The 16968-nt window shown below is 65.6% G+C and carries 15 protein-coding genes; 8 read left to right on the forward strand and 7 right to left on the reverse strand.

Going from position 1 to position 16968, the window contains the following annotated elements; all coding sequences use genetic code 11:
- Window positions 1–63 precede the first annotated feature (63 nt).
- Together manD and EPD66_RS05755 are read right to left on the reverse strand one after the other, a co-directional pair.
- A complete protein-coding gene (gene manD / locus EPD66_RS05750) occupies window positions 64–1269 on the reverse strand; it encodes a D-mannonate dehydratase ManD (RefSeq protein WP_142847529.1) in 1206 nt (401 codons plus the stop codon).
- A 26-nt stretch (window positions 1270–1295) separates the two neighbouring features.
- Window positions 1296–2015, reverse strand: a complete 720-nt coding sequence (locus EPD66_RS05755; protein ID WP_142847530.1) for a GntR family transcriptional regulator — start codon at window positions 2013–2015, stop codon at window positions 1296–1298.
- A gap of 157 nt (window positions 2016–2172) precedes the next feature.
- On the opposite strand from EPD66_RS05755, the gene EPD66_RS05760 reads away from it, so the two are divergent.
- The 8 genes from EPD66_RS05760 (at window position 2173) to EPD66_RS05795 (ending at window position 11761) form a co-directional block, all read left to right on the forward strand.
- Window positions 2173–3156, forward strand: coding sequence for a C4-dicarboxylate TRAP transporter substrate-binding protein (locus tag EPD66_RS05760; RefSeq protein ID WP_142847531.1), 984 nt, complete (start codon window positions 2173–2175; stop codon window positions 3154–3156).
- A gap of 43 nt (window positions 3157–3199) precedes the next feature.
- The gene (locus EPD66_RS05765; RefSeq protein WP_142847532.1) at window positions 3200–3721 is read left to right on the forward strand and encodes a TRAP transporter small permease; all 522 of its coding nucleotides are present in this window, start codon (window positions 3200–3202) and stop codon (window positions 3719–3721) included.
- Window positions 3718–4995 carry a TRAP transporter large permease gene (locus tag EPD66_RS05770; RefSeq protein WP_142847533.1) on the forward strand — a complete coding sequence of 426 codons (1278 nt, stop codon included), beginning with the start codon at window positions 3718–3720 and terminating at the stop codon, window positions 4993–4995. Before EPD66_RS05765 ends, EPD66_RS05770 begins: the two co-directional genes overlap by 4 nt.
- 7 nt (window positions 4996–5002) lie before the next feature.
- Window positions 5003–6403, forward strand: a complete 1401-nt coding sequence (gene uxaC / locus EPD66_RS05775) for a glucuronate isomerase (RefSeq protein ID WP_142847534.1) — start codon at window positions 5003–5005, stop codon at window positions 6401–6403.
- Complete coding sequence (locus EPD66_RS05780) at window positions 6400–7875, forward strand: mannitol dehydrogenase family protein (RefSeq protein WP_221930885.1); 1476 nt, start codon at window positions 6400–6402, stop codon at window positions 7873–7875. Before uxaC ends, EPD66_RS05780 begins: the two co-directional genes overlap by 4 nt.
- A 130-nt stretch (window positions 7876–8005) precedes the next feature.
- Window positions 8006–9091, forward strand: coding sequence for an ABC transporter ATP-binding protein (locus EPD66_RS05785; RefSeq protein WP_142847535.1), 1086 nt, complete (start codon window positions 8006–8008; stop codon window positions 9089–9091).
- A gap of 28 nt (window positions 9092–9119) precedes the next feature.
- Window positions 9120–10091, forward strand: a complete 972-nt coding sequence (locus EPD66_RS05790) for an ABC transporter substrate-binding protein (RefSeq protein ID WP_142847536.1) — start codon at window positions 9120–9122, stop codon at window positions 10089–10091.
- Window positions 10091–11761: an iron ABC transporter permease gene (locus EPD66_RS05795; RefSeq protein ID WP_142847537.1), complete on the forward strand. Its 1671-nt coding sequence runs from the start codon at window positions 10091–10093 to the stop codon at window positions 11759–11761. Before EPD66_RS05790 ends, EPD66_RS05795 begins: the two co-directional genes overlap by 1 nt.
- An 84-nt stretch (window positions 11762–11845) precedes the next feature.
- Here the strand turns inward: EPD66_RS05795 and EPD66_RS05800 are convergent, their stop codons facing one another.
- From EPD66_RS05800 to EPD66_RS05820, 5 genes are all read right to left on the reverse strand, one after another.
- Entirely contained in the window at window positions 11846–12664 is an 819-nt protein-coding gene (locus tag EPD66_RS05800; RefSeq protein WP_142847538.1) for a carbohydrate ABC transporter permease, read from the reverse strand.
- On the reverse strand, window positions 12661–13539 hold the full coding sequence (locus EPD66_RS05805) for a carbohydrate ABC transporter permease (RefSeq protein ID WP_142847539.1): 879 nt from the start codon (window positions 13537–13539) through the stop codon (window positions 12661–12663). The genes EPD66_RS05800 and EPD66_RS05805 overlap by 4 nt, the downstream gene beginning before the upstream one ends.
- Before the next feature lie 56 nt (window positions 13540–13595).
- On the reverse strand, window positions 13596–14882 hold the full coding sequence (locus EPD66_RS05810) for an ABC transporter substrate-binding protein (protein ID WP_142847540.1): 1287 nt from the start codon (window positions 14880–14882) through the stop codon (window positions 13596–13598).
- A gap of 49 nt (window positions 14883–14931) precedes the next feature.
- Entirely contained in the window at window positions 14932–16017 is a 1086-nt protein-coding gene (locus EPD66_RS05815; protein ID WP_221930886.1) for an ABC transporter ATP-binding protein, read from the reverse strand.
- Between the two features lie 87 nt (window positions 16018–16104).
- Window positions 16105–16953 (reverse strand): endonuclease/exonuclease/phosphatase family protein, encoded by an 849-nt coding sequence (locus EPD66_RS05820; protein ID WP_142847541.1) that lies wholly within the window; start codon window positions 16951–16953, stop codon window positions 16105–16107.
- Window positions 16954–16968 lie beyond the last annotated feature (15 nt).

Genomic DNA, 16968 nt, shown 5'->3' on the forward strand with positions numbered 1-16968 from the left:
TTCGCGGCGCCTCAGCATGGCCCCCCGCTTTCGCGGGGGTGACGATTCATTGCAGGCAGAACCTCACCAGTTCCACAGCGTTCCGTCTTCCAGGCGGGCGACGGGCAGATAGGCGGGGTTGTAGGGATATTTCGCCGCCAGCTTCTCGTCGATATCGACGCCATGGCCCGGCACCTCGCCCGGATGCATATAGCCGCCCTTGAAGCTGTAGGCGTGGGGAAAGACCTCGTCGGTCTCCGGGCAATGAGCCATGTGCTCCTGAATGCCGAAATTCGGCACCCACAGGTCGAAATGCAGGGCCGCGCCCATGCAGACCGGCGACAGGTCGGTTGCGCCATGGCTGCCGGTGCGTATCTGGTAGAGGGCGGCAAGATCGGCGATCCGGCGCAGATGGGTGATGCCCCCGGCATGAACCAGCGAGGCCCGGATATAGTCGATCAGCTGTTCCTCGATCAGCGTCTTGCAGTCCCAGATGGTGTTGAATACCTCGCCCACCGCGACCGGCGTCACCGTATGCTGGCGGATCAGGCGGAAGGCCTCCTGGTTCTCCGCCGGAGTCGGGTCCTCCATCCAGAACAGACGATAGGGCTCCAGCGCCTTGCCCAGCCGCGCCGCCTCGATGGGAGTCAGGCGGTGATGCACGTCGTGCAGCAGATGCGGCTCCATCCCGTATTTGACGCGCAGCGCCTCGAACAGGGTCGGCACGAAATCCAGGTAGCGCTCGGTCGACCAGGTCGATTCCTGGGGCAGGCCCTTGGTCGCGGGCTCGTAGAATTTCCCCTTCGCCACGCCATAGACGCCGTCCAGGCCGGGAATGCCCGACTGGGCGCGGATGGCCTTGTAGCCCTTTTCGATATATTCGCCGACGCGGTCCAGGGTCTCGCTCACATCCCGGCCGTTGGCGTGCGCATAGACCATCACCCCGGCCCGGCTGCGCCCGCCCAGAAGCTGGTAGAGCGGCAGACCGGCGACCTTGGCCTTGATATCCCACAGGGCGGTATCGACGGCGGCGATCGCCGCCATGGTCACCGGCCCGCGCCGCCAATAGGCGCCCTTGTAGAGATATTGCCAGATATCCTCGATCTGATGGGGATCACGGCCGATCAGGCAGGGAATGACGTGATCGTTGAGATAGGATGCCACGGCCAGTTCGCGGCCGTTCAGCGTGGCATCGCCAATGCCGTACACGCCGTCATCGGTCACGATCTTCAGTGTCACAAAGTTCCGCCCCGGGGACGTGACGATGACCGAGGCGCTATGGATTTTCATGAACGCGGACTCCCAGAAGGCTTGAATCAGGCGATTCGGGCGGAATGCATGGGCACCGCCGTATCGCTTTCGAACAGGTCGGGGAAACGCTGCGCCAGTTCGGGCAGCGAGGTCAGGATTTCCCGCAGATGGGTCCGCATGGCCGCTTCGGCCGCATCCGGCTTCCGCGCCTCGATGCATTCGAGCACCGCCTCGTGCTGCCCGATCAGCCGGTTCAGCGGCGTGGCATGGGGCAGGCTGAGATAGCGCACCCGGTCCATCTGGGCCTTGGTCTCCTCCACCACCCGCCAGGCATATTCCCCTTCCACCCCCAGGGCGATCAGGCGATGGAAGGCCTCGTCCAGTTCCAGGAAGCCGTCATGGCGCTGTTCCTCGGCGGCCTGCCGCTGCTCCGCGAGATTGCGGCGCAATTCGCGGATGATGTCCGAAGGCAGGCCCTGGCTGGCCTTGCGCACCACCGCCAGTTCGACGGCTTCGCGCACGAAGCGCGCATCCAGTACCTGCTTGGTGGAAATCTTGACGACGAAGGTCCCCCGTTGCGGGCGGATGGTCACCAGCCCGGCCTCGCCCAGCTTGATGAAGGCTTCGCGGACCGGCTGGCGGCTCACACCCAATTGGGTCGCCACCTCCTGTTCGGAAAGGGGCTGACCCGGGCTGAACTGCATCGTCACGATGGCTTGACGCAAGTCGCGAAACACGCGGCGCGCCACGGGCTCGGTCGAGTTCGGCTCGATCTTCGTTAGCATTTTTCGTCTCCCTGTCATTCCCGGCCGGCCTTTTACCACCCCTCGTTGGATGGATCCCCATTCTGCCCATTGCCAACCACCATTCTTCTATACTACCATACCAGTCATAGATCAAGAACGCCTTGCCATCAGAGGCAGGCACATTCGGGAGGACGAAATGAGCATCATTTCGCGCACTTGGCGGGCGGCGGCCTTGGGATTGGCCCTGACGACCATCGGCGGATACGCCATGGCTGCCGACTACACCCTTAACGTCAACACGGCCCTGACGCAGGACGATCCCCTCTACAAGGGCCTGGAAGAATTCAAGCAGAATGTGGAACAGCGCACCGACGGCAAGGTCGCCGTTCGCCTGTTCCCCGGCTCGCAGTTGGGCAAGGACGAGGACGTCCTGGAACAGGCGCGTGCAGGCGCGGGCGTTGCCGTCGTGGTCGACGGCGGGCGCCTGGCCGTCTTCGTGAAGGAATTCGGCATCCTGGGCGCGCCCTATCTGGCGCAGGGTTTCGAAGGCATCCGCAAGGTCGTCACCTCTCCCCTCTTCGACGAATGGTCCGAGAAGCTGCGTACCGCTTCGGGCCACCAGATCCTGTCCTTCAACTGGTGGCAGGGCGAACGTCACCTGCTGACCAACAAGCCGGTCACGGTCCCGGCCGACCTGAACGGCATCCGCATGCGCACCCCCGGCGCGCCGGTCTGGATGGAAACCATCCGCGCCATGGGCGCCACGCCGACGCCGCTGGGCTGGTCCGAAGTCTATACCGCCCTGCAGCAGCGGGTGATCGACGGGGTCGAGGCGCAGCATCCCGCCAGCTATGGCGCGCGCCTCTATGAAGTGACCAGCCACGTCACCAAGACCGGGCATATCAACCTGATCACCGGCATCGTCACCAGCGCCGCCTGGTTCGACAACCTGCCCGCCGACTTCCAGCAGGTCCTGAAGGAAGAAGCCCTGAAGGCCGGCGACAACGCCTCGCGCGCGACCGAGGCCGCCCTGGCGGATTACGAGCGCCAGATGCAGGAACAAGGCATGACGGTCACGGAAATCGACGTCACCCCGTTCCGCGAGGCTACGCAACCGGTCTACGAGAAGCTCGGCTATAGCGATCTCTACCAGCAGGTCGTGCAGCTTCTCCAGAACTGACGCCTCGGCGTCCCGGTTTCGTCATGTCCAAAGGATTTCTGCCATGACGTCGTGGATTCACAAGGTGGAGACGGCCATCGCCTCCCTCCTCCTCGCAATCATCGTGCTTCTCGTCTTCGCAGCGGGCGTCATGCGCTGGTTCGGGCACCCTTTGGTCTGGTCCGTGGACGTGGCGCAGCTTCTGTTCGTCTGGGTCAGTTTCCTTGGCGCCGACATGGCGCTGAGGAAACGCGCCCATATCGGCATCGATTACCTGGTCAAGCACCTGCCCGCGCGGCTTCGGGCGGTGCTCGACCTGATCCTGAGCTCCATCGTGGTCACCTTCCTGCTGACCATGACGGTGATGGGTTACCGCCTCACCATGATGAATCTCGAGCGGCAATTCGGTGACAGCGGCATCAGCTACGGCTTCGTCACCGCGGCCGTTCCGGTGGGCTGCCTGCTGCTCTCCATCACGCTGCTCGGCCAGATGCTGAAGACCCTCCAGTCCTGGAAGAAGCCCCAGCCGGTCTTCAGCCCCGCCGCAGCGCCCCAACAGTCCCAGGCCAAAGAGGTCGCGCCATGACCCTGCTCGGACTCAGCTTCTTCCTTTTGATGGCCCTGGGTGTTCCGATCGCTTTCGCCATCGGCATCGCCGGCTTTTCCTTCTTCCTCACCAACGGCATCATCCCCCCTTCCATCGGGGTCCAGCAGGTGGCGACGGCATCGCAGAGCTTTCCGCTGCTGGCCGTGCCCTTCTTCGTGCTGGCCGGCCACATGATGAACCGCACGGGGATCACCACCCGGCTGATCGCCTGTTCCAACGTGCTGGTCTCCTGGATGGCGGGCGGTCTGGCCCAGGTCTGCGTGGTGCTGTCGACGCTGATGGGCGGCGTCTCTGGCTCGGCCGTGGCCGACGCGGCCATGGAGGCCCGTATCCTCGGCCCCAGCCTGATCAAGCGCGGCTATTCCCGGGGCTTCACCTCGGCGACCATTGCCGTCAGCGCCCTGATCACCGCCACCATCCCGCCCAGCCTGGGGCTGATCCTCTACGGCTTCGTCGGCAATGTCTCGATCGGCCGCCTGTTCCTGGCCGGCGTCATTCCGGGCCTGATGATCATGGTCGGGCTGATGGTGACGGTCTGGCTCATCGCGCATAAGCGCGGCTATCGCCCCGAAACGGTCGAGCGCCCGTCCTTCCGCAGCGTCTGGCGCGCGGTATCCGATGCCAAATGGGCCCTGCTGTTCCCCGTCGCCCTGCTCTTCGCCATTCGCGGCGGCGTGTTCACGCCTTCGGAAGTGGGGGCCTTCGCCGTCATCTATGCCGCCGTCGTCGGCTTCTTCCTGCACAAGGAACTGACCCTGAACGACGTCGGCGAGGCCTTGCGCGAAGCCGTGGTCGATACCGGGCTGATCATGCTGATCATCCTGTTCTCGGGCATGGTCGGCTATGCGATCATCTTCGAGCAGGCGCCGCAATCCATCGCCTCGGCCATGACCCAGCTGACCAGCGAGCCGCTGCTGGTGACGGGGCTGATCCTGCTGTTCCTGTTCCTGGCCGGGCTGTTCATCGAAAGCACCGTGCTGGTGCTGCTGCTGACCCCGATCTTCCTGCCCATCGTCACGCCGCTGGGCATCGACCCGGTGCATTTCGGCATCCTGATGATGACCATCGTCACACTGGGCTCGGTGACGCCGCCGGTCGGCGTGGCGATGTATACGGTGTGCAGCCTGCTCGACTGTCCGGTCGAGGAATATATCGTGGAATCCCTGCCCTTCATCTTCACCATTCTGGTGGTGGTGGCCATTCTCGCCCTCTGGCCGGGTCTGGTGCTGTTCCTGCCGAATGCCCTGATGTGAGGCTGCCATGCTGAACGAAGACCGTCTCTTCCCGGCAGATCCCACGACGCGGGAGATCGCGCGCCGCCTGTACGCCGAGATCCGCAACTTGCCCATCATCAGCCCGCACGGTCATACCGATCCCGCCTGGTTCGCGAAGAACGAACCCTTCGCCGATCCGGCCAGCCTGCTGGTGGTGCCCGACCACTATCTGCTGCGGATGCTCTACAGCCAGGGCATTCCGCTCGAACTCCTGGGCGTTCCCCGGCTCGACGGCGCGCCGGTCGAGACCGATCCCCGCCGCATCTGGCGGATCGTGGCCGAGAACTGGCACCTCTATCGCGGCACGCCGACGCGCCTGTGGTGGGAACATTCGCTGGAGCATGTCTTCGGGGTGACGCAAAGCCTTTCGGCGGCGACGGCCGATGCGATCTACGACCAGATCGCGGATTGCCTGGCAAAGCCGGACTTCCGCCCCCGCGCCCTGTTCGAACGCTTCAACATCGAAGTCCTTGCCACCACCGAATCCCCGCTCGACCTGCTGGAACATCACAAATCCCTGGCGCATTCGGGCTGGCGGGGGCGGGTCATCACCACCTTCCGCCCCGATCCGGTGCTCGATCCCGAGACGCCGGGTTTCCTTGCGAACCTGGAAAGCCTGGGGCGGATCACCGGCGAGGATACCCTGCGCTGGCCGGGCTATCTGGCGGCGCTGGCGCGGCGGCGGCGCGACTTCCAGGCCCTGGGCGCCACCGCCACCGACCACGGCCATCCCAGCGCCACCACCGCCGACCTGCCGCAGGACGAAGCCGACCGCCTGTTCGAGACGATCCTCTCCGGCCGCTTCACGCCGCAACAGGCCGAGCTGTTCCGCGGCCAGATGCTGACGGAAATGGCGCGCATGAGCCTGGAGGACGGGCTGGTCATGCAGATCCATCCGGGCGTCCATCGCAGCCATAACCCACTGGTGACCGGCCGCTTCGGACCGAACCGGGGAGACGACATCCCGGTTCCCGCCGATTTCGTCCGCGCGCTGAAGCCCCTTCTCGACCGCTTCGGCAACGAACGCGGCCTGACCATCATCCTGTTCACGCTGGACGAGACGACCTATGCCCGCGAATTGGCGCCGCTGGCCGGGCATTATCCGGCCCTGCGCCTGGGCCCGGCCTGGTGGTTCCACGACAGCCCCGAGGGGATGCGCCGCTACCGCGAGATGGTCACCGAGACCGCCGGCTTCTACAATACCGTCGGCTTCAACGACGATACCCGCGCCTTTCCGTCCATTCCCGCCCGGCACGACGTCGCGCGGCGCGTCGATTGCGCCTTCCTCGCCCGCCTCGTCGCCGAACACCGGCTGGACGAGACCGAGGCCTGCGAACTGGCCGTGGACCTGACCTATACACTCGCCAAGAAGGCCTACAAACTATGATGCCCCGCCTCAATGCTGCGCTGCTGCCGTCCCTGCCGGCCGAGGTCCAACGTCCCCTTTATGACCGCGACGCCCTGGAGACCGGCATCGTCCATATCGGCCTGGGCGCCTTTCACCGTGCCCATCAGGCGGTCTATACCGAAGACGCCCTGAACCGCGCCTTCGGTCCCTGGGGCATCTGCGGGGTTTCGCTGCGCAGTCCCGAGACCCGCGACGCCCTGGCCCTGCAGGACGGCCTCTATACCGTCGTCAGCCGCGGCGCCGACGGCGAAAGGCTGCGCGTGGTGGGCGCGGTCACGGAATGCCTCGTCGCCCCCGAAGCCCCGGATACCGTGCTGGAACGCTTGGCGCGGCCCGCCGTGCGGATCGTCACCATCACGGTCACCGAGAAGGGCTATTGTCACGAACCCGCCACCGGAAGCCTGGACGAGCGCCACCCCGACATCCTGCACGACCTCGCCCATCCCGACCGGCCCAGGACGCTGCCGGGCTTCCTGGTCGAGGCGCTGGACCGCCGCCGCAAGGCAGGGCTGGACCCGTTCACGGTGCTGTCCTGCGACAACCTGCCCGGCAATGGCGACGTCGTCAGGAAGGTCCTGCACCGTTTCGCGGAAATACGCGATCCGGCCCTGGCCCGCTGGATCGGGGAAAGGCTGGCCTGCCCCAACAGCATGGTCGACCGCATCGTCCCCGCCACCACGCCCGAGGACCGCAGCGCCGTCTCCCGCCGCCTCGGCGTCAGCGATGCCTGGCCGGTGGTGACCGAGGCCTTCAGCCAGTGGGTGGTCGAAGACCACTTCCCCACCGGGCGCCCGGCCTGGGAGAAGGAAGGCGTCCAGATGGTGCGGGATGTGCGCCCCTTCGAGATGATGAAGCTGCGGCTGCTCAATGCGAGCCATTCCTGCATCGCCTATCTCGGCTCTCTCGCCGGCTATGAAACCGTCGCCCGGACCATCGCCGATCCCGCCTTCGCCGGTTTCATCCGCAAATTGATGGACCAGGAAGTCACGCCCACCCTGGACCTGCCGGAAGGCTTCGACGTGGCGGCCTACAAGGATGCCCTGCTGGAACGCTTCGCCAATCCGGCCTTGAAGCACCGCACCCTACAGATCGCCATGGACGGATCGCAGAAACTGCCGCAGCGGCTTCTCGGCACCATCGCCGAGCGCTTGCAGGCCGGTGCGCCCATCGACCGCCTGGCCCTTGGCGTCGCCGCCTGGATGCGTTTCGTCACCGGCCGCGACGAACAGGGTGCGCCGATCGAGATCCGCGACCCCTTGGCCGGGCGTCTGTCCGCCATCGTGGCGGAGACGGGGCCTGAACCGGCACGCCTCGTCCCCGGGCTTCTGGAGATCACGGAAGTGTTCGGCAAGAACCTGCCCGCCAATCCCGCCTTCACCGGCACAGTCACCCAAGCGCTCGAACGGCTTTATGCGAGGGGTGCGCAATCCTGCGTGGAAGAATTGGCCTGAACTCCCTCAAGAGTCCGCAAGGGCGACAAGCAGAAACCGGCATTTCTGCTTGCCGTTCGGCCTTTCCGGCAAATAACAATGTCATGAATTCTTAACGATCTGCCTGAAGGGCCGGCGCTATGATCCGGCCATGAATCACTCGCCATCCCTCGCCGGCAAAGGCATTTCCGTTGCCGGGATCAACAAGTATTTCGCGGGTTCGCCTGCCTTGCAGCAGGTGACGCTGGATATCGCCCAAGGCGAATTCGTCGCGCTGCTTGGGCCTTCGGGCTGCGGCAAGACCACCTTGCTGCGCATCCTTGCCGGCCTTGCCGCGCCGGAAACGGGGCGCGTGCTTTTCGGCGGCCAGACCATGGTCGACATGGCCAACCGCCATCTCGTCCCGGCCGAGAAACGCAATATCGGCATGGTCTTCCAGGATTACGCCCTGTGGCCGCATATGCGCGTGCGCGAGAACGTGGCCTTTCCGCTGAAGGCCCGCGGCGTCCCGCGCAGCCAGCATGCCGAACTCGTCCAGGCCGCGCTGGACAAGGTCTCGCTCGGCACGCTGGGCGAACGCTTTCCCAACCAATTGAGCGGCGGACAGCAGCAGCGTGTGGCCCTGGCGCGGGCCATCGTCGCGCAGCCGCCCATCATCCTGTTCGACGAGCCCCTGTCCAACCTGGACGCCGGGCTGCGCGACACCCTGGGCCGCGACCTCGCCGCCCTGGTGCGCGAGTTGGGCATCACCGCCGTCTACGTCACCCATGATCAAGCCGAAGCACTGAGCCTCGCCGACCGGATCGCCGTCATGCGGGCCGGGCGCATCATCCAGTGCGACCGCCCGGAAACCCTGTTCCACGACCCCGTCGATCCCTGGGTCGCCGGCTTCCTCAAGACCGGCAGCCTGATCGAAGGGCGGCTCGATGCCGGATATTTCGTCCCGGCGAGCGGCGGCCCGGCCGTCGAATTCGCCGACACCAGCCTGACCGGCGCCGTCACGCTGATGGTTCCGGGCGCGGCCGTGCGGTCCTCCTCCAACGAGGCCGATCTGCCGGTGACCGTCCAGGACATCCATTTCCGCGGCGACCGTTACGAGATTTCGGCACGCTGGGGCCAGTCCTCCCAGGCCCCGGTCCTTCAATTCTGGCATGACCGTCCGGCCGCACGCGGCGACATCCTGCCAGTGGCGCTCGACCGTCACCGGCTGCGACTCTTCCCGGCGGCAGCGGCCTGAGCTTTTCCTCCAAGGAGCAAGTAAGACGATGCGCAAGACCTTCCGCTTGGGTTTGGCGGCCATTGGCATGGCCGTCGGCCTGTCCGCCGCGGCTTCGGCCCAGGAACTGACCCTCTACACCGCCGGTCCCGCCGATCTGGCCGACCGCCTGGCCAAAGGCTTCGAAGCCAGCACCGGCACCAAGGTGAACGTTTTCCAGGCCACCACCGGTAAGGTGATGGCCCGCCTCGAGGCCGAACGCGCCAACCCGCAGGCGGACGTGGTCATCTCCGCCGCCTGGCAATCGGCCCTGGAGCTGAAGGAACGCGGCGACCTGCTGGAATATGTCTCGCCCAATGCCCAGACCGTTCCGGATTCGTTGAAGGATAGCCATTACGTCGCCCAAGGCGCCGCCGCCCTGGCCATCGTCTGGAACAGCAAGAGCGGCAAGCCCCGCCCGAGCGACTGGAGCGACCTCGCCGCCCCCGACTACAAGGATGCGGTGACCATGCCCGACCCGGCCGCTTCGGGTGCTGCCTATGGCCTGGTCTCGGCCCTCGTCACCACCCAGGCCGATGCCGCCTGGAAGACCTTCGGCGGGCTGAAGGACAACGGCATGGTGATCGCCGGTGCCAATGCCCAGGCGCTGAACCCGGTGCTGCAAGGCGCCAAGGCCGCCGTCATGGGTGCCGTGGACTACATCGCCCTGGCCGCCAAGGAAAAGGGCGAGTCCATCGACGTCATCTATCCGGCCTCGGGCACGGTGCTGGAAGCCCGCCCGGCCATGATCCTGAAGTCCACCCGTTCTCCCGACCTGGCGAAGCAGTTCATCGACTACATGCTGTCGGAAGAAGGCCAGGCCATGGTCGCCGATACCTACATGCTGCCCGCCCGCGCCGATGTCGCCGCCAAGCGTCCCGGCTGGAGCGAGCTGACCGTTCTGGAAGTGGACCATAACGAAGCCCCGGCCAAGCGCCAGGAGTTGCTGACCCGCTTCAAGACGGCCGTGGGCGCCCAGTAATGGAACGGCAAGGTGGCGGCCTGATCCTGGGCCTTTCCCTCTCCGCCTTGGCGCTGGTCGTCGCCTTGCCGATGCTGTTCGTCTTTCTGCAGGCGCTGTTCCCTTACCTGACGGAAGGGTCCTTCCGCGATCCTTTCGGCAGCATCACCCGCACCCTGTCGGAACCGCGCCTGCCCGGCCTTCTCGGCAATACCATCCTGCTCGGTATCTCGGTGGCGTTGTGCAGCCTCGTCATCGCCCTGCCGCTGGCGGTGCTGCGCGGCCTGACCAAGCTGCCCGCGGCTCCGCTGTGGGACCTGCTGCTGCTCATTCCCTTCATGGTGCCGCCCTATGTCGGCGCCTTTTCCTGGATCCTGACCCTGCAGCCGGGCGGATTCTCGACGCAATTGCTGGGCATCGACGGCGGCAGCCTGATCTTTTCCTTCACCGGCATCGTGCTGGTGATGAGCCTGCATCTGTTCCCCGTCGTCTATTTCGCCCTGTCCCGCACCATGGCGACGGTGGGCGGACGGTTCGCCTCGGTGGCGCGGGTCTGCGGGGCCTCTCCGCTCCGCGCCTTCCTGACCGTGACCCTGCCGCTGTCGACGCCCGGCCTGGCGGCCAGCCTGCTGCTCGTCTTCGCCCTCAGCATCGAGGAATTCGGCACGCCCGCCACCCTGGGTGCCCATGCCGGTTTCCATGTCCTGGTGACGGCGATCCATCTGCGCTTCACCGACTGGCCCATCGACCTGCCGGGCGCCGCCGTGCTGTCCATGCTGCTGGTGGTGCTGGCCCTCGGCGCCTTCCTGCTGCAGCACTGGATCATCACCCGCCGCACCTATGTCTCGGTCGCGGGCAAGTCGGCACGGGATGAGGCCGCGCCGCTGGGCCCCTGGCGCCTGCCGGCCGTGGCGCTGTTCTCGGCGGTGTCCCTGGTCGCGGTGGTGATTCCGGTCGGCGCGGTGATCCTGTCCGCCCTCAGCCGCACCCTGTCGGGCGGGCTGTCCCCCGACAATCTGGGGCTGGAGAATTTCGCCGCCATCTTCGCCAATCGGGGCGGCGCGCTGGATGCCTTGCGGACCAGCCTGTCCCTAGCCGTCGGCGCGGCCCTCTGCGCCGGACTGCTGGGCACGCTGACGGCCTTCATCACGGTGCGTTCCACCCTGCCCGGCCGCCGGATGATGGATTTCCTGTCCCTGCTGCCCAACGCCCTGCCGGGCATGGTCGTCGCCGTCGGCCTGATCCTGGCCTGGAACCGGGAATGGTGGCCGGTGCCCATCTACAACAGCATGGCGATCCTGCTGCTGGCCTATGTCTGCCTGCTGCTGCCCTATCCCGTGCGCTATGTCGGAGCTGGCCTGCGCCAGATCGGCGAGAGCCTGGACGCCGCCGCCCGCGTCAGCGGCGCCGGTTTCGGCATGACCCTGCGGCGCATCCTGGTGCCGCTGATCGCGCCGAACTTGATGGTCTCGATGCTGCTGGTCTTCGCCATCGCCTCGCGCGAGCTGGTCTCCTCGATCATGCTGGCCCCGCCGGGCGTCAGCACCGTGGCGACCTTCGTCTTCGGCCAGTTCGAACAGGGATCGCCCGGCCTGGGCATGGCCATGAGCGTGATCGCCATCTTCAGCTCCACCGCCCTGCTGGTGGCGCTGAACCAGATGCAAAGGCGGGTTTCCGTCTCGGCCGACTGAGCCGTCCCGCCCTCTCGAAACGCAATGGCCCCCAGCGTCCGGTGACGCTGGGGGCCATCTCATTCAGGACGGAAAGAGGTCGGTCTACTTCAGTCCCGCATGCATGAAGGACTGGACGAACTGCCGCTGGAAGATCAGGAAGGCCAGAAGCAGGGGCGCTACCGCCATCAACGTCCCCGCCGAGATCATCGACCAGTCCACGCCGGATTCCGGGGCGCCGAAAATGGCAAGGCCGACAGTCAGGGGGCGGGTTTCGACGGAATTGGTGATGATCAGCGGCCAGAGGAAGTTGTTCCAGTGATGGCTGACCGAGACGAGGCCGAAGGCGACATAGGTGGGCTTGGACAGCGGCACATAGACGCGCCACAACACACCCAGCCGACCGCAGCCTTCGATCCGGGCCGCCTCTTCCAACTCGCGCGGGATGGTCTTGAAGGTCTGGCGCAGAAGGAAGATGGCGAAGGCGCTGGCCATGTAGGGCAGACCGATGCCGAGGATGGAATCGACCAGGCCGAGCCGGGCCATGGTGCCGTAATTCTCGACGATCAGGATTTCCGGCACGATCATCAGCTGCACCAGGACCAGCAGAAAGGCGATCTCGCGCCCCGGGAATTCGAAACGGGCGAAGGCATAGGCCGCCAGGGTGCACAACACCAGCTGCGCCGCCAGGATGGACGTGACCAGGATGAAGGTGTTCAGGAAATAGCGCGCGAAGGGCGCGAAATCCCAGGCGCGGACGAAATTGTCCAGGGTCAGCGGCGCCGTCAGGACGAAGCGTACGGCATATTCCGAAGGGTGGAAGGCGGCCCAGAAAGCATAAAGCAGGGGCGCGATCCACAGCAGCGCCAGAAGCCAGGCGCCCGTGGTCTCGACGGCACGGAAAAAGCGCTCGGAAGCGTTCATCGGTAATGCACCCGCTTGTCCAGGATCAGGAATTGCCCCGCCGCCAGCAGGGCCAGGACCGCCAGCAGGACCGCCGTCAGGGTCGCGGCGTAAGGAGTGTCGAAGAACGAGAAGGCGTTCTCGTAGATGTAATAGAGCAGCAGGCTGCTGGCATTGTTGGGGCCGCCCTTAGTCAGGATGAACAGGTGGTCCACCAGCTTGAAGGAATTGAGCACCGCATTGACCAGGACGAACAAGGTGGTCGGCATCAGCAGCGGCAGCAGCACGCGGCGCAGATAGGTGAAGCGCCCGGCGCCTTCCAGCATCGCCGCCTCCTTCAGTTCCGGCGGAATCGCCTGCAAGGCGGCCAGATAGAAGATCATGAAGAAGCCGGCTTCCTTCCACACCGTCATCACGATCAGGCTGGGCAGCACGGTGGCGCTATCCCCCAGCCAGTTCCGCCCGGGCAGGCCGAACAGACCCAGCACTTGGTCGATCAGGCCGATGCCGGGCGTGTAGAAGAACAGCCAGATATTCGCCACGGCGACCATCGGCAGGATGGTTGGCGTGAAATAGGCTAGGCGCAGGAAGCCCCGGCCCGCCAGCTTGCCGTTGACCCACAAGGCCATGACCAGCGCCAGACCGATGGAGGCGGGAATGGTTCCCAGGGCGAAGATCAGGTTGTTGACCGCCACCTGCCAGAACACCGGGTCGTCCAGCAGCATGGCGTAATTGTCCAGCCCCACGAAACGCGCGGGACGGGTGGCCGTGGACTTGGAAAAGGTGCTGTCGACCAGCGTGCGGATGGTGGGGTAATGGGTAAAGGCGACCAGCAGCACCGCCGCTGGCAGCAGCAGCAGCCAACCATAGACTTGGTTGAGCCTGGAAGAGGTCATTCGCGAAACCTTGAAAGACAACGGGCGGGCCCGAAAGGCCCGCCCGTCCGGCATGATCAGCGATAGGAACGCAGCAGGCGGTCGGCCTGGGCCTGGGCTTCTTCCAGGGCGGCCTTGGGCTGCTTGGAACCGGTCAGCACGGCCTGGATGGCATCATCCAGCAGCTTGCGCACGCGGCCGGTCTCGTAGGTGGACAATTCGGCGGTGGCGAATTGCAGCTGGTCGCGGGCCACGGCGGCCGGCGGGAACTCCTTGACATAGGCCTTCAGGGCTTCGGTCTCGTAGGAGGCCGGGCTGACGCCCATATAGCCGGTTTCGATGCTCCACTTGGCGGCACGTTCCGGCGCGGTCATGAACTTGATCAGCTGCATGGCCGCCTTGCGCTCTTCGGGCGTGGTGTTCTTGAAGATGTAGAAGTTGCCGCCGCCCGTCGGCGAGCCCGGCTCCTTGTTGCCCGGCAGCATGGCGACACCGAAATCGAAGGAGGCGTCATTCTTCACGGCGGTCAGGTTGCCGGTGGAATGCCACATCATGGCCGTCTTGCCTTCCAGGAAGTTCTGGCGCAGCGTACCCCATTCGATGGTGCCTTGCGGCATGACCTTGTGCGTCACGGCCAGGTCGCGCCAGAACTGCAGCGCCTCGACCACGCCGGGATTGGAATAATAGACCTGCTTGCCGTCACGGCTCATCAGCACTTCGCCGTTCTGCTTGGCCAGGGCGCCGAACATCCAGTAGGCGTAACCGGTCGAAGGAATCATCACCCCCCAGCGCGAGCCGTCGGGCTTGGTCAGCTTCTTGCCCATCTCGACCATCTCGTCCCAGTTCTGCGGCGGACGTTCGGGATCCAGGCCGACCTCGCGGAAGGCATCCTTGTTGTAGTACATGACGATGGTCGAGCGCTGGAACGGGATGCCCCAGGTCTTGCCATCGATCACGCCGTTTTCCATCAGGCCCGGATAGAAGGAGGCCAGCCAGGCCTTGTCCTCGTCGGTCTCGACCACGTCGTCGAAGGGCAGGATGGCGTCCTGTTCCATCAGCTCGTAAGCATCGATGGAGAACAGCACCGACAATTGCGCGGCCTGGCCGGACTTCAGCGCCGCCAGCGCCTTGATGCGGGTGTCGTCATAATTGCCCGCATAGATGGCGTTGACCTTGACGCCGGGATTTTCCTTCTGGAATTCGCCCACCATGTCGTCGATGACCTTGGTCAGCGGACCGCCCACCGAGATCGGATAATACATGGTCAATTCCACGTCCTTGGCCATCGCCGGGACGGACATGACGCTGCCGCACAAGGCGGCGACCGCCGCAGCCCGGGCAGCCTTCCTCAAACCGATGAACATTTTTAGTCTCCGATAGGCTTCTTGGTAGGGGATTCGGCGTGACCGCCCTTCACGCCACGCGCGGCAGGGCGTCTTGCTCGCAGCGCCTGCCACTTTCAAAGTCGAAGAAATGCACATCCTCGGCCCGCCAGCCCAGCCGCAGCTCCGCCCCCTGCTCCAGCGCGAAGCGGCCGGGAACGCGCAGGTTGATGCGCTGGCTGCCCAGCAGGGCGGTCACCACCGTATCGGCGCCGTGATAGTCGGCGCTTTCCGCCCGCGCCGTCAGGCCGCCCTCGTCCAGCAGAACCACATGCTCGGGCCGCACGCCCAGAAGGCGTCCGTCCCCCTGCCCGGCGGCAACGACGGACGCATCCGTCATGCCCTTGATCACCGCCCCGCCGGCGCCATCGGCCAGCTCGATCAGGTTCATGGGCGGCGTACCCAGAAAGGTGGCCGTGAAGACCGTGTCGGGCCGCGCATACATCTCCTCGGGCGAGCCCTGCTGCTCGATCCGGCCATGGCGCATCAGCACGACCTTGTCGGCCATGCTCATGGCCTCGACCTGGTCATGGGTGACGTAGATCACGGTCATGCCCAGGCGCTGTTGCAAGGCCCGGATCTCGACCCGCATCTCATGGCGTAGCTTGGCGTCCAGGTTGGACAGCGGCTCGTCCATCAGGCAGACGGGATGTTCGGCGATGATGGCGCGGGCCAGGGCCACGCGCTGGCGCTGGCCGCCGGAAAGCTGCGCCGGCTTGCGCGCCAGCAGTTCGGACAGGCCGGTCATGTCGGCGACGCGCTTCAGCCGCTCGTCACGTTCGGCCCGCCCGACCTTGCGCACCTTCAGGCCGAAGAGGATGTTCTCCGCCACGTTGAGATGGGGAAACAGCGCATAGGACTGGAAGACCATGGACAGGCCGCGCCGGGCCGGGGGAGCATGGGTGACGTCGTTGCCGCCGATATGGATGCTGCCGCCGCTGACCGGCTCCAGGCCCGCGATCATCCGCAAGGTGGTGGACTTACCGCAGCCGGACGGCCCCAGGAGCACCAGGAACTGTCCGGACTCGACGGAAAACGTAACGTCCTTGACGGCCTGGGTATTGCCCCAGGACTTGCTCAACGACTCCACCTGGATGCCGCGCAGCCGCACGGTCATGCTGTCACTCCGATGCTGAAAGATTGCGGCCGCATGATGCCCAAGCAGTGTTGCGCTTTCGGGACAGCCAGATGAAAGTTTGGTGAATCAGCCCCGCAGGTCGAGGCGAAGCGGCTGGTGGTCCGAAGCATCCGTTTCCTCATTCACCCAGACCTTCTCGACCCGCCCGGCAAGGGGCTCGGACAGGAAGAAGAAATCCCGGCAATGGGGCCCCTGCGGCCATTGATCGGCATCGAAGATACCGGCCGTCGGGGCATGTTCGCGGCCCGGGAAGGCAAGCCGCCAAGCATCCAGAAGACCAGGGGTGCCATCGGCGAAGGGCGCGGTCATGGCGGCATGGTCTGGGCTGTCGGGCAAGGCGTTGAAGTCGCCGCAAACCACCAGTTCCGCCGGGCGCGGCCACAGGGCATAGGTGCCGCCCACATCGGCACCCGGCGCGCGTTGGTTGGCCCCCGCCTCCTGATGCAGGAAACGCAGCCGCTCTACCTGGGCAAGGCGCTGGGCGAGGGAATGGAATTCCAGATGGGTGGTGATCACCCGCAAGGGCCCAGCGCCGCCTTCGACCACCACCTCGACCGCCTGGCGCGGCATGTGGCGGATGCCCGGCTCGGGCGGCTGGGGCAGCGGATGATGAAAGACCTGCAGGACCGGCAGGCGCGACAGGATCATGTTGCCGAAGGCCTTGCGCCGCCCGCCGCTCCCGCCGCTGCGGTCGATGGCCGCGCCGAAGACGGGCTCGTAGCCGGGGAAGGCCTCGGCCAGGGCGCCGGCCTGATCCCTGCCGTCATCGATCTCGGGATCGAAGCGCGCCACCTCTTGCAGGCAGATGACGTCCGCCTCTCCCATCCCGCGCAGCACCTGCGCGATGCGGGCGGGATCGGTCTTGCCGTCCACGCCCCGGCAGCATTGGATGTTCCAGCACAAAAGAACGGTCATGAGACTTTCTCCCGA

Source organism: Telmatospirillum sp. J64-1 (genome assembly GCF_006980715.1).
GTDB classification, from domain to species: domain Bacteria; phylum Pseudomonadota; class Alphaproteobacteria; order Rhodospirillales; family Magnetospirillaceae; genus Oleiliquidispirillum; species Oleiliquidispirillum nitrogeniifigens.

Bases quoted from the DNA above. Each gene is read 5' to 3' on its own strand.
- EPD66_RS05755 (WP_142847530.1), bottom strand. From the start codon at position 2,015: ATGCTAACGAAGATCGAGCCGAACTCGACCGAGCCCGTGGCGCGCCGC.
- EPD66_RS05805 (WP_142847539.1), bottom strand. From the start codon at position 13,539: ATGACCTCTTCCAGGCTCAACCAAGTCTATGGTTGGCTGCTGCTGCTG.
- EPD66_RS05800 (WP_142847538.1), bottom strand. From the start codon at position 12,664: ATGAACGCTTCCGAGCGCTTTTTCCGTGCCGTCGAGACCACGGGCGCC.
- EPD66_RS05790 (WP_142847536.1), top strand. From the start codon at position 9,120: ATGCGCAAGACCTTCCGCTTGGGTTTGGCGGCCATTGGCATGGCCGTC.
- EPD66_RS05810 (WP_142847540.1), bottom strand. From the start codon at position 14,882: ATGTTCATCGGTTTGAGGAAGGCTGCCCGGGCTGCGGCGGTCGCCGCC.
- EPD66_RS05770 (WP_142847533.1), top strand. From the start codon at position 3,718: ATGACCCTGCTCGGACTCAGCTTCTTCCTTTTGATGGCCCTGGGTGTT.
- EPD66_RS05785 (WP_142847535.1), top strand. From the start codon at position 8,006: ATGAATCACTCGCCATCCCTCGCCGGCAAAGGCATTTCCGTTGCCGGG.
- EPD66_RS05815 (WP_221930886.1), bottom strand. From the start codon at position 16,017: ATGACCGTGCGGCTGCGCGGCATCCAGGTGGAGTCGTTGAGCAAGTCC.
- EPD66_RS05765 (WP_142847532.1), top strand. From the start codon at position 3,200: ATGACGTCGTGGATTCACAAGGTGGAGACGGCCATCGCCTCCCTCCTC.
- EPD66_RS05780 (WP_221930885.1), top strand. From the start codon at position 6,400: ATGATGCCCCGCCTCAATGCTGCGCTGCTGCCGTCCCTGCCGGCCGAG.
- EPD66_RS05760 (WP_142847531.1), top strand. From the start codon at position 2,173: ATGAGCATCATTTCGCGCACTTGGCGGGCGGCGGCCTTGGGATTGGCC.
- manD (WP_142847529.1), bottom strand. From the start codon at position 1,269: ATGAAAATCCATAGCGCCTCGGTCATCGTCACGTCCCCGGGGCGGAAC.
- EPD66_RS05820 (WP_142847541.1), bottom strand. From the start codon at position 16,953: ATGACCGTTCTTTTGTGCTGGAACATCCAATGCTGCCGGGGCGTGGAC.
- uxaC (WP_142847534.1), top strand. From the start codon at position 5,003: ATGCTGAACGAAGACCGTCTCTTCCCGGCAGATCCCACGACGCGGGAG.
- EPD66_RS05795 (WP_142847537.1), top strand. From the start codon at position 10,091: ATGGAACGGCAAGGTGGCGGCCTGATCCTGGGCCTTTCCCTCTCCGCC.